Raw genomic sequence first — 12,676 nt, 5'->3', positions numbered from 1 at the left:
CGCCGCCGTAAAAACCGCCCCCTTGAGCGCCTGACCCACGGTGTGCGGCGCAAGGAAAAAGCCTTGATACATATCCGGCAAGCTGTAAAGCGACGGACCGACTTCCGCTCCAATGCCCGGCGAGGTCATCCGATAGGCGCACGCCTCCACATATTCCCGCTTGCCGACAATGTAGCCGCCCGTTTTCGCCAAGCCCCCTCCCGGGTTTTTAATGAGCGAGCCGGCCATCAAATCGGCGCCGACATGGCATGGCTCTTTCTCCTCGACGAATTCTCCGTAGCAATTGTCGACAAACACGACGACATCCGGTTTGATCGACTTGACGAATGCAATCATGTCGCCGATCTCTTCGACAGTAAACGACGGCCGGTCCGCATAGCCGCGCGAACGTTGAATGCCGATCATTTTCGTCCGCTCATGGATCGCTTCGCGAACGGCCGGAAAATCGACCATCCCTTCTGCTGTGAGCGGCACGCTGCGATAACGAATGCCAAACTCTTTCAGCGAGCCGACGCCGCGGCCGCGGACGCCGACGATTTCCTCAAGAGTATCGTACGGAGCGCCCGTGATGTAAAGCAACTCATCGCCCGGGCGCAACACGCCAAACAGCGCGATCGCAATCGCGTGCGTGCCGGAAATGATTTGCGGGCGCACAAGCCCCGCTTCCGCTCCAAACACATCAGCGAAAATGCGATCGAGCGTATCGCGGCCCGCATCGTCATACCCATAACCGGTTGACGGAATGAAGTGGGCGTCGCTCACTTGATGGCGACGGAAGCTCTCAAGCACGCGGTATTGGTTGACGTCGACCAGTTCATCGATGCGGCGGTGAATCGGCGCGATTTGTGCTTCGATTTCCTCGATGAGAAGAGCGATGGTTTCTCCGTGTCTCCATTGTGTCCAAAACATAGATGAACCCTTTCTACCGTTGGAATGATTGCAGCTCCCCATACAAGGGGTGCGTCGGCAGCACGTACCCTTGGCAGTCGTACGTGCCTCCCTGTTCATTATAATGCCATTCGTGCAAAATGGTGTCCGATTTTAACCGAGCGAGCAATTTTCCTTCACCGCTTGGGATCGACACGTCGTAACGGGCCATTTGCTGTTTCACCGCCTCTTCAAGAAAATAGCGGAGCCGGTCAATGTCGGCGGCGGAAAGCGCGCTGATCATGATGGAAGCAGTCGTTGTCGGAATGAATTCCGACGCTTTTTGATCGCTTTTATTGTACACCGTGACCATCGGAATGGAAGAAGCCCCTAATTCAGCGAGCAGCCGCGACACCGTTCGCTCGTGCGCAACGTAATCCGGATGAGACGAATCGACGACGTGAAGCAATAGATCGGCTTCCGTCACTTCCTCGAGCGTCGAGCGGAACGCGGCGACAAGTGTCGTCGGCAAGTCTTGAATGAACCCGACCGTATCGGTGACAAGCACCGTGTAGCCGCATGGCAAGACACATTTGCGCGTCAACGGATCGAGCGTGGCAAACAACAAGTTTTCTTCCAACGAATCGGCGGCGGTCAGCCGATTGAAAATCGTTGATTTGCCGGCGTTTGTATAGCCGACGAGCGCCACCTGAAACGCTTGGTTTTTTTGCCGGCGCTCGCGGTAGCGCCCTCGATGCTCAGCAATGCGCACAAGCTCAGCTTTAATGTCGTCAATGCGGCGGCGAATATGGCGGCGGTCGGTCTCGAGCTTCGTCTCCCCCGGGCCGCGCGTGCCGATGCCGCCGCCCAAGCGGGATAGCGCCTCTCCTTGACCGCTAAGGCGCGGCAACATATACTCCAGCTGGGCGAGCTCGACTTGCAGCTTTCCTTCTTTTGAGCGGGCGCGTCTTGCAAAAATGTCTAAAATGAGCTGCGTCCGGTCAATCACTTTCACCTCGCCAAGCATTTTCGTCAAATTGCGCGCTTGGCTTGGAGAGAGCTCGCTGTTGAAAATAACCACGTCCGGTTCCAGCTGCTTGACTATGGCGGCGAGCTCTTCCGTTTTCCCTTTGCCGATATACGTCGCCGGGTGCGGCGCTTCACGTTTTTGCGTCACCTCTGCCACAACCTCGCCGTTCGCCGTCGCAACGAGCGAAGCGAGCTCCTCCATCGAATAGCGAAACCGTTCATCATCGACACCAGCGAGCTGGCAGCCGACAAGGATCGCTTGTTCACGGCTCATGGCATCCCCCTTCCTTTCCCTCGCGGCGAACATGTTCTCTACGTTCATGATACCAAATCCCACCGTCGGTCTGCTAGTTCGTTCCAAAAAAACGATTGATTTTCCGCCGCTTTTGCCCCTACAATGATACAAGAACACCGTACGGAAAGGAACAGCACGAATGACGTGGGAAGTATTGAGCATCATCGGCACGATCGCCTTTGCCATTAGCGGGGCGATTGTCGCGATGGAAGAGGAGTACGATTTGCTTGGGGTGTACATTTTAGGGATTGTCACCGCTTTTGGCGGCGGGGCGGTGCGCAATTTGCTGATCGGGGTTCCCGTGTCGGCGTTATGGGAACAGCAGCCGCTCTTTCTTGTCGCTTTGGCGGCCATGACAGTTGTGTATTTGTTCCCAAAGCAAATGCTGCCGCCGTGGAAGCGGTGGGGCAACTTTTTTGACGCCCTTGGGCTGTCCGCGTTCGCCATCCAAGGAGCGCTGTATGCCGTCAACATGGATCATCCGTTAAGTGCGGTCATCGTCGCCGCGGTGTTGACCGGAAGCGGCGGCGGCATTATCCGTGACGTGTTGGCGGGAAGAAAGCCGCTCGTGTTGCGCGCAGAAATTTATGCCGCCTGGGCCATTCTCGCCGGCCTCGCTGTTGGGCTGAAATGGGCCGAATCGCCCATGGAGCTGTATGTGTTGTTGATTGTCGTCGCCGCTTTGCGCGTTTTGTCATACACGTACGGCTGGAAGCTGCCGCGGCGGGCGGTCGGAGAAAAAGCGGGCGAGCAATGATCAAACGGCAAAAGCAACAACTACTCATTGATTTATACGAAAAGATAGACTTTTGTATAAATCGTCCCATTCCGTTTGACAGCCGTTGTATGGCTCCTCTCTGCCCCTGCCTCTTGGTACGAAGGAAGCGAAAAGAAGCAAAACCGTAAGCACGGAAGCGAAGGCGCCCAACGCGGACTCCTCGCTTTTGGTTTGCTGACGCCTTCCTTACGCGCTTTGCTCGCTTCGCACCGCCACGGCCACGCCGGCAGCAATGAGCGCCCCGCCGAGCCAAAACGAGACATCGAGTTGCTCTTGTAAAAACAGCCGGCCAAAGAGCGAGCCGACGAGCGGCTGGAAAAAGAAAAAGAGCGAGCCGACGCCGGCATCGATCATTTCCATCCCTTTGTTCCAAAGAAAAAATGCTCCCGCTGTCGATACAACGCCAAGATACAACACCCCAAGGGCGACGGGAACACTCCAATGGCTCGCAGCAAGCCCCGGCCCTTCGGCGAGCATCATCGGCGTCATGCCAATGAGTGCCACAAAAATGGCATACGTGGTGATCGAAAACACGGACAAGCGGGCCGAAGCGATTTTCACGAGCACCGACAACAGCGCCCAAGTGACCGCCGCGCCGACTAAGCAAACGTTGCCAAGAAACGTTGATTCTTCTCCGCCTCCTAAGCCGACGATGACGATGACGCCGAATGTCGCCAATAGGAGCGCGCCAAGCTTCCGCCATGTGAGCGCCTCACCAATCAGCCAGCGGGCAAACAAAACGACAAACGCCGGCGTCGAGGCGGTGATGAGCGAAGCGGTATGGGCGTTCGACCATTTCGTGCCGACAAACTGCAAGGAAATGGAAACGACGTAGCCGATGATCCCGACCGTGATAATCATTCCCCAGTCACGCCCGTTCTTTGGGGGGCGCTCGCGTTTCGCCACGGCGACGGCGCCCAGCACGATCAAGGCGACGGCGTAGCGCAGCCAGACGAGCGTAAACGGCGGAATGTAGTCCAACACGTATTTGCTCACCACATACATCCCGCCCCAAATGCCAGCGGCAAGGGATAAATAGAAGGAAGCGAGAAAGGCTTGCTTCATGACATCGATCCCCTTTGCTTTCTTCTTTCTGCTGCTGACACCAAAAGCGAAGCCGTTATTTCCAGAGATGGCAGCCAAACAAGGTTGTTCTCCATCAGCTACACATCGCTTTCTTCCGGAGGAAACACGGGGGCGAGCGAAACCGTCAAATCCGGTTGCCAAAAAGAAACCAACTCATCGCTTGGCCCGAAAACCGCTCGCTGCTCGAATCGTCCATCTTGCCAGCTGAGCACTTCGATCGTTCGATTGCTGGGGTCTACAATCCAATATTCATGCACACCATATTTTTCGTATAAATAGTATTTCTGGTTTCGATCACGCAAGGCGGTGCTTGGTGACAGCACTTCCACAACGAGATCGGGAGCCCCTTTCATTCGCCGATTCCCGATTTGCTCAACCCGACAAACAACTGATAAATCCGGCTGAACAACCGTTTTCGCCATCCGTTCTGGCTCCTCAGGATCAAGCTGAACATCAAACGGGGCAAGAATGACATGACAGCCACGCGCCTGAAAATACGAAGCCAATGCAAGGTGCAGTTGTCCGACCACATACTGGTGCTCAAACGACGGAGACGCCAATAAATAGGGAACACCGTCGATCAGTTCCCAATTTCCTTCCCAATTTTCAATGTCGCGATACGTGTAAAACGGCTTCTCCTTCTGCACTGCGCTTCCCCTTTCACTTGCTTTTCTTTCATCTTATCACATCGCTCCAGTTCCGTCCCATATTTTTATTTTCTCGTCATGACAGAAAAAACAGCGGCTGCCACCGCTGTCGAGTGTGTGTCAAACAAATGTTTTTTCCACGCGTTGCTCTTACTCCCGCTCGATGATCGTGGCCGTCGCCATCCCGTGGCCGATGCAAATCGTCAATAGCCCATAGCGGCCGCCGCGCCGTTCAAGTTCATGAACAAGCGACGTCATGAGCTTCGCACCGGTGGCGCCGAGCGGATGGCCAAGCGCAATGGCGCCGCCGTTGACATTCACCTTCTCAAGCGGAGCGCCGATTTCTTTTTGCCAGGCGAGCACGACCGGGGCGAACGCTTCGTTGATTTCAATGAGGTCGATGTCATCGATCGAGAGGCCGGCTTTTTTCAGCACTTGCCTCGTCGCCGGAATGACGCCATCGAGCATATACGTCGGGTCGGAGCCGACGACCGTTTGCGCGACAATGCGCGCTTTCGGCTTCAGTCCGAACCGCCTCGCCGCCTCCCGTTCCATCAAAAGCACAGCGGCCGCCCCGTCGCTCATTTGGCTCGCATTGCCAGCGGTGATGAGACCGTCTTCTTGAAACACCGGCTTGAGCGCGGCGAGCGCTTCCGGCGATGTGTCGGCCCGCGGCCCTTCATCATCGGTGACAAGGATTTCGCGGCCATCGCGGTCAAGCCCTTTCACCGGGACGATTTCCGCGCGAAACTTCCCTTCGCGCAAGGCCGCCAAGGCGCGTTGATGGCTTTCGTACGCGTAGGCGTCAAGCTCCTCGCGCGTTAGGCCGTATTTTTTGGCGATCCGCTCAGCCGAGACGCCTTGGTGGATGAATTCGTATTTTTCATGCAGCGACGGCGGAATCGTCCGCTCGTTGCCATCGCTTAAAATCGGCACTTTCGTCATGCTTTCGACCCCGGCGGCGATCGTGACATCCATATCGCCGGAGCGGATTTCCTGGGCGGCGAAATGAATCGCCTGCTGCCCCGAGCCGCACATTCGGTTGATTTGCACTGCCGGCACTTCGATCGGGAATCCGGCCTCAAGCGCCGCCAGCCGGCCGATGTTGTACCCTTGTTCGGCGACCGGCGTCACGCAGCCCATGACGATGTCTTCCACCGCCCCTTTGTCCATGCCGGCCCGGCGCACGACTTCATCGAGCACCACCGCGGCCAAATGGACCGGATGAACGTCCCGGAAGACGCCGTTCCGCTTGCCGACCGGCGTCCTGACCGCTTCGACAATGACCGCTTCACGCACCATGCAACTTCCTCCTTTTGCTCTACTTTCGTGATTTCTTCGTTGCCTTGCCTATTCGGGCGCTTCCGCACGGGCGAAAGCGGGCGCTCTTTAAGCGCTTGTTGGCGCGCGGCATCAGATGGACGGCGAGCGCTGCTCAATACGTGTAAAACCCTTTCCCCGTCTTCCGCCCTAAATGCCCGGCTTCAACGAGCTTGCGCAAAAGCTGCGGCGCCCGGAACCGGTCGCCGTATGCTTCCGTCATGTTTTCACTCACAAACAAGAGCGTATCAAGCCCGACCATGTCGGCCAGCTCCAGCGGCCCCATCGGATAATTGAGGCCAAGCCGCACCGCTTTGTCGATATCCTCAGCGGAAGCAACTCCTTCTTCGTACATGCGGATGCATTCAATCATATGGGCGGCAAGCGCCCGTGTCGTCACAAACCCTTGCCGGTCTTTCACGACGACCGTTTCTTTGCCAAGCTCCACAGACAGCCGACGGATGGCGTCGACTGTGTCGTCGGAAGTCGTCTCACCTTTCACAATTTCGATCAACTTCATCACTGGCGCCGGATTGAACCAATGCATGCCGATGACGTTCTCCGGCCGGTTGGTCGCGGCGGCAAGCGCCGTGACGCTCAGCTCGGATGTGTTGGTCGCTAAAATGGCGTCCGGCTTCGCCAATTGATCAAGCTGCTGAAACACGTCTTTTTTCAGCGCCAAGTTTTCCGGCACGGCTTCGATGACGACATCCGCCCCGCGCACCGCTTCGGCCAAATCGACGGTCGAGCGGATGCGCCCGAGCGCCGCTCGCGCTTCCGGCTCGGACAGCCCGCCGGTTTTGACAAAGCGGCGCAAGCTTTTTTCCGCCGAAGCGAGCCCATTTTGCAAGGCCGCTTCGGACACGTCATATAAATACACCGTTTTTCCCGCCATCGCCGCCGTTTGCGCGATGCCGCTTCCCATCACCCCGGCGCCGATGACTGCAATCGTTTCTGCCACGGTGTCCGCCTCCTTTACTCCTTCGCCGCATCGGCATAGCGCGCTGCCATCTCATCGCGCAGTTTCCGCTTCAAAAACTTGCCGACGCTCGTTTTCGGAATTTCATCGAGAAACACAATGTCATCCGGCAGCCACCATTTTGTAAATTGCGGGCGCAAAAAGTCGTACAGCTCTTCTTTTGTCACGCTTTTGCCTTCTTTCAGCACGACGCAGGCAATCGGGCGCTCTTGCCATTTCGGATGCGGCACAGCGACGACCGCCGCTTCGAACACCGCCTCATGGGCCATGAGCGCATTCTCCAAATCAACCGATGAAATCCATTCGCCGCCGCTTTTAATGACATCCTTCGTCCGGTCGACAATTTTCACAAACCCTTCTTCGTCCACGGTGACGACATCGCCGGTATGCAGCCAACCGTCGCGGAACGCGTCTTTCGTCCGGTCGTCGTTGTAGTATTCGGCAGCAATCCACGGCCCGCGCAAGCAAAGCTCGCCCATTTCCTGCCCGTCCCAACGAACCGGCCCGTTTTGGCCGATCACTTTCATCTCAAGCCCTGGAGCAAGCAGCCCTTGCTTGGCGCGAATGTCCAGTTTCTCCTCGTACGACAGCCCGTCTTGATAGCTTTTCGGGCGTGAGACAAGCACAAGCGGGCTCGTTTCCGTCATGCCGTACGCGTGAATGAACGGAATGCCGTATTTTTCTTCAAACGCACGGATGATCCCTTTCGGCGCGGCTGAACCGCCGCAAATGACACGCGTCAGGCTGCTGACGTCATAGTTTCCTTTCTCCAACTCTTGCAACAGCCCGAGCCAAATCGTCGGCACGCCGGCGGTGATCGTCACCCGTTCGGAGTCAATCAGCTCGGCAAGCACTTTCGGCGTAAACGCCGGTCCCGGCATGACGATCGTCGAACCGAACCAAGTGGCGGCAAACGGCAGCCCCCACGCGTTGACATGGAACATCGGTACGACCGGCATGACGACATCGCGCTCGCACAGCCCTTGCGTATCAGCCAGCCCTAACGCCATCGCGTGCAAGACGGTGCTGCGGTGGGTATACACAACTCCTTTTGGATTTCCCGTTGTCGCCGACGTATAACACATACCAGCCGGTTGGTATTCATCGAGGTCTTTGAAGAACGGAAACGCTGGGTCGCCCTCAGCAAGCAGTTTCTCGTAATGGTACACTGGCGACAACGTTGTTTCCGGCAGCTCGTCGGCATCGGTCATGACGATGAAAGCGCGTACGTTCGGGATCTCGTCCTTGATCGCTTCAATTGCCGGCAGCAAATCATCATCGATCAGCAGCACACGGTCATCGGCGTGGTTGATGATGTAAGAGATATGCTGCGGCGAGAGGCGGATGTTGATCGTATGGAGCACCGCCCCGATGCCGGGAATGGCAAAATACGCTTCCAAATGGCGGTGATGGTTCCAAGCGAACGTGCCAACGCGGTCGCCGACTTCCACCCCGAGCCGCTTCAACACGCTTGACAGCCTGCGCGTCCGCTCGCCGATCTCCTTGTATGTATGGCGGACGACGCCTCCTTTCATGCGCGAAACGACTTGCTTTTTTGGGAAAAACAACTCCGCCCGCTCAAGCATCATGGAAATGTTTAACGGTGTTTTCATCATCGGTCATTCCTCCCCCTTTACCAAATGCGCATGTTCATTGACTTTAGGCGGCTCCCCGCCGCCCCATTGGCCGTCCGGCCCATGTGCGGCCGTCCATGCGCCGCCCGGCTGCAGCCGAACGAGATGGCGGAGCCGGCTGTCAGCAAACAGCGCCTTCGCCTCACCCGTCTCCAGCACCGGGGCAAGGCAGACGTCGACCGCTTCGGCGAACGCGCTCCACTCATCCAATGTCTTTTCACGGAACAAGGCGGCGAGCTCGTCATATACGGCTTCCCCCGATCGCGCCGGCGCCCATTGCGCCTCCGTCCATTCCGGATGGCCGACCGCCTCGCAAAACCGCTGCCAAAAGTGCGGCTCGAGCGCCGCTAAACTCATATAACGGCCGTCTTTTGTCTCATACAGCTGGTAGCACACCACCTCCCCAGACAACTCGGAAAGACCGGTCTTCGGCCCACCGCCGTGTTCAATGGCAAAATGGCCAGCCATCATCGCTGCCAAGCCATCGACAAGCGAAACATCAAGATGGGCGCCTTTGCCGGTTCGCTCGCGTGCAAAGAGGGCAGCCAAAATGCGCTCGGCCGCCGCCATGCCGCCGATAAAATCGGCAAGCGTGATCTTCGGATGAACCGGGCGGCCGCGTTCATCGGCCAGCTGCGCAAGCAAGCCGGAGAGCGCCATATAGTTTAAATCATGGCTGCCAAGCAATGAGCGGCTGCTCTGTTGACCGAAGCCGCTGATCGAGCAATAGATGATTTGTTCGTTCATGCGGCACATATCGTCATAACCGAGCCCAAGCCGCGCCATCACCCCGGGGCGGAAGCTTTCGATCACTACATCGGCGCGGGCGGCGAGCCGCCGGGCTTGCTCGCGACCCGCGTCCGTTTTTAAATCCAACCCGATGCTTTTTTTGCCGGCGTTATAGGCGGCAAACAACCGGCCCTCGGCGAACGGGCGCAGCCGATCGCCGGATGGGGGCTCAATTTTGATGACTTCTGCTCCGAGCTGGGCGAGCCGCCAGCTGGCAAATGGGCCCGGCAAGTAATGGGAAAAATCAACGACTACAATGCCACGAAGCATATCTTTCCCTCTCTCTACAAATCTAGCTGCCGGGCGATGATTGTTTTCATCATCTCGTTCGTCCCAGCGTAAATGGCGCTTACGGGAATGTCGCGATAGCGCCGGGCGATCTCATATTCTTCCATATAACCATAACCGCCGTGCAGCTGCATCGCCTCGGCCGCGACACGTTTTGCCATCTCGGTAATCCACCATTTCGCCATCGACACTTCCGTGACGATCTGTTTTCCCGCCATATGCTCTTCAATGACGCGGTCGACAAACGTGCGGCCAAGGGCGATTTCCGTCGCCATCTCGGCAAGGCGGAACTGGACGGTCTGAAACTCGCTCACCCGTTTGCCGAACGCCGTGCGCTGTTTGACATATTGCTTCGTCAAGGAAAACATCACTTCCGCCGCCGTTTGTGCGGCAATGGCGACAACGAGCCGCTCCTGCTGGAGCTTTTCCATCAAATAGTAAAAACCTTTTCCTTCCTCGCCGAGCAAATTATATGCCGGCACTTTCGCATCTTGGAAAAACAGTTCGGCGGTATCTTGGGCGTGCAGCCCGACTTTCTCGAGCTTCCGACCGCGCGTAAACCCCGGCGTATCCCGCTCCACGACGAGCAGGCTGATGCCGCGGTGCGGCGGCTTTGCCTGCGGGTCGGTTTTGCAGGCGACGACGATCAAGTCGGCATGAATGCCGTTCGTGATAAACGTTTTTTGTCCGTTGACGATGTAGTAGTCACCGTCTTTTACTGCCGTTGTCGAAATGTTGGCCAAATCCGAACCCGCCCCCGGCTCGGTCATGGCGATCGCCGTGATGAGCTCGCCGGTGACGCATTTTGGCAGCCATTTTTGTTTTTGCTCCTCGGTTCCGTACGATGCGATATACGGCGTGACGATGTCGTTGTGCAGGCCGATGCCGACGAGGCTCGATCCGACTTTTTCCAGTTCTTCATTGATGACGACTGAGTAGGCAAAATCGGCGTTTAGACCCCCATACTTCTCATCGACCCACGGGCAAAGAAAGCCGTTCTCGCCCATCTTCGCCCAAAACGAACGCGGAATGATGCCGCGCTTCTCCCAATCGTTATAATGCGGGTACGCTTCTTTTTCCAAAAACTTGCGAAACGCCGCGCGGAACATATGGTGCTCCTCACGCAAATAGCGAGCCGTCACCCGTTCATCCCTCTCTTCTGTTCGGTCACTTTTTCTCTGTTCCGCCCGTCGCCTGTTTTTTCAGCTGTTCGCGCAGCAAAAACTTTTGGATTTTCCCGCTCGCGTTGCGCGGCAGGGCATCGATGAAATAGTAGGCGCGCGGACGTTTGTACGGAGCGAGGCGGTCGCTCGTTTTGCAAAACTGCTCGAGCTCATCGGCGGTCAGGAGGTCATCTTTTTTGACCACGAAGGCGACGACTTTTTCGCCCCACAACTCATCCGGCTCACCGAGCACAGCGACATCGAGCACTTTCGGATGCTCGTACAACACGTCCTCGACTTCGCGCGGATAGACGTTTTCCCCGCCGCTGATCACCATGTCATCGACCCGGTCGGCGACATACAAGTAGCCGTCTTCATCAAGGTAGCCGAGGTCGCCGGAATGATACCAACCTTTGTACAACGCTTTTTCCGTCGCTTCCTCGCGCTTGTAGTAGCCAGCCATCATGCACGGCCCGCGCATCACAATTTCACCGACTTCATATGGCGGCAGCACATCGTCTGGGTCGGACGGCCCGTCTTCACGCGCACGGACGACGCGGATCTCATGGTTCAGGCAGGCGCGTCCAGCGGAACCGGCTTTTTTCAGCTGCTCGTCTTCCAACAAAAACGTCACCGCCGGCCCCATTTCCGTCATGCCGTACGCTTGAATCAGCTCGATGCCGAGCTGCTCTTGGCATTGCCTGACAAGCGCTGGAGCCATCGGAGCGGCGCCGTATAGGCCGAGGCGAAGCGAAGATAAATCGTAACCGCTTACATTCTCCTGCAAGATCATGTTCCACATCGTCGGGGCTCCAAACATGATCGTAATCCGCTCCCGTTCGATCGTTTCAAGCACGAGCTTGGCGTCAAAATGGTGCAAAATGACGCTCGCCGCTCCGGCATGCACGCGCGGCAGCAAGCAGCAATGCAGCTCGGCGCAATGGAACAGCGGCGCTGCCGCCAGCCCGCGATCCGTCTCGCGGATGCGCATGACGCCATGGCAAATGACGCTTTGCTCGATCATGTCGCGGTGACGGTGCATCACTCCTTTTGGACGCCCAGTTGTGCCGCTTGTATACATAATGGCATAAAGATCGCTCTCATCCACATGAACACGCGGCGCTTCCCCTAGGGCCCGCGCGGCCTGCTCGTGAGCGTTTTTGGCAAACGGCGGCGGATCGCGGTCGATCGACCAAAATGACACGTGCGGGAAACGGCTGTGAATCGCGGCAAGTTCCGGTTCCACCGCCCGTTCAAACAGCACGATTTTCGGCTCGGCGTCCGTCAAAATATAGGCGATTTCTTCCGCCCTCAGCCGAAAGTTGATCGGATTGAACACCGCGCCGATTTTGGCGCAGGCAAACAAAGCGGTCGCGAGCTCAAGCGTATTGTACAGCACCGTCGAAACGCGGTCTCCTTTGCGGACGCCCGCTTCCAAAAACGCGTTCGCCCACCGGTTCACTTCCCTCTCCCATTCGGCGTACGTATAGCGGCGTCCGGTCGCCGCGTCGACGACCGCCTCCCGGTTTGGAAACTTTCGCACTGTCTGGGAAAACATCTCACCAATCGTCATGTACAAGCGCCTTTCCCCCTTTTCTCCGAATGGACGCAGGGCGTGCAGATCCACTAGACAGATCATTCAGATAAATAGGTGTATGATGCCCCCGCTGTTTATGTATTCGCTCTTTTTGATCGCATTCCTCTTTTTTGCGGCACAAAAAAGAAAGGAAGACCTCTTTCTTTCGACAAGAAAAAGAAAGAGGAGCCTCCTTTGCTTTTTTTCATCTCGCGCCGAGAAGAC

At 57.0% G+C, this 12,676-nt stretch carries 11 protein-coding genes; 1 reads left to right on the top strand and 10 read right to left on the bottom strand.

All coding sequences use genetic code 11. The features are described 5' to 3' along the window. Positions 1-909 (bottom strand): methionine gamma-lyase family protein (locus VU18_RS05785; protein WP_047757807.1); only part of this gene is annotated, 909 nt, incomplete at its 3' end. Positions 910-922: 13 nt separating this feature from the next. Next, positions 923-2,170: a GTPase HflX gene (gene hflX / locus VU18_RS05780; RefSeq protein WP_011230823.1), complete on the bottom strand. Its 1,248-nt coding sequence runs from the start codon at positions 2,168-2,170 to the stop codon at positions 923-925. Between the two features lie 160 nt (positions 2,171-2,330). Between hflX and VU18_RS05775 the strand changes: the two genes are divergently transcribed. Beyond that, positions 2,331-2,948: a trimeric intracellular cation channel family protein gene (locus VU18_RS05775; protein ID WP_011230822.1), complete on the top strand. Its 618-nt coding sequence runs from the start codon at positions 2,331-2,333 to the stop codon at positions 2,946-2,948. A gap of 207 nt (positions 2,949-3,155) precedes the next feature. Here VU18_RS05775 and VU18_RS05770 read toward each other — a convergent pair whose 3' ends face one another. From VU18_RS05770 to VU18_RS05735, 8 genes are all read right to left on the bottom strand, one after another. Continuing rightward, entirely contained in the window at positions 3,156-4,034 is an 879-nt protein-coding gene (locus VU18_RS05770) for a DMT family transporter (RefSeq protein WP_011230821.1), read from the bottom strand. Between the two features lie 98 nt (positions 4,035-4,132). Beyond that, positions 4,133-4,702: a Uma2 family endonuclease gene (locus tag VU18_RS05765; RefSeq protein WP_047757754.1), complete on the bottom strand. Its 570-nt coding sequence runs from the start codon at positions 4,700-4,702 to the stop codon at positions 4,133-4,135. A 150-nt stretch (positions 4,703-4,852) separates the two neighbouring features. After that, positions 4,853-6,004: a thiolase family protein gene (locus tag VU18_RS05760; RefSeq protein WP_173426828.1), complete on the bottom strand. Its 1,152-nt coding sequence runs from the start codon at positions 6,002-6,004 to the stop codon at positions 4,853-4,855. Positions 6,005-6,137: 133 nt separating this feature from the next. Continuing rightward, entirely contained in the window at positions 6,138-6,983 is an 846-nt protein-coding gene (locus VU18_RS05755) for a 3-hydroxyacyl-CoA dehydrogenase family protein (RefSeq protein ID WP_014195501.1), read from the bottom strand. A gap of 14 nt (positions 6,984-6,997) precedes the next feature. Next, positions 6,998-8,617 carry a long-chain fatty acid--CoA ligase gene (locus VU18_RS05750; protein WP_041467840.1) on the bottom strand — a complete coding sequence of 540 codons (1,620 nt, stop codon included), beginning with the start codon at positions 8,615-8,617 and terminating at the stop codon, positions 6,998-7,000. 3 nt (positions 8,618-8,620) lie between these two features. Beyond that, a complete protein-coding gene (locus tag VU18_RS05745) occupies positions 8,621-9,694 on the bottom strand; it encodes a CaiB/BaiF CoA-transferase family protein (RefSeq protein WP_011230816.1) in 1,074 nt (357 codons plus the stop codon). A 14-nt stretch (positions 9,695-9,708) separates the two neighbouring features. Continuing rightward, positions 9,709-10,854 (bottom strand): acyl-CoA dehydrogenase family protein, encoded by a 1,146-nt coding sequence (locus VU18_RS05740; protein WP_011230815.1) that lies wholly within the window; start codon positions 10,852-10,854, stop codon positions 9,709-9,711. A 25-nt stretch (positions 10,855-10,879) separates the two neighbouring features. After that, entirely contained in the window at positions 10,880-12,454 is a 1,575-nt protein-coding gene (locus VU18_RS05735) for a fatty acid--CoA ligase (RefSeq protein WP_021322296.1), read from the bottom strand. Positions 12,455-12,676: the final 222 nt, after the last annotated feature.

Source organism: Geobacillus sp. ZGt-1, assembly GCF_001026865.1.
Lineage (GTDB): Bacteria > Bacillota > Bacilli > Bacillales > Anoxybacillaceae > Geobacillus > Geobacillus thermoleovorans.
This window is presented reverse-complemented; position numbering and strand designations above follow the sequence as displayed.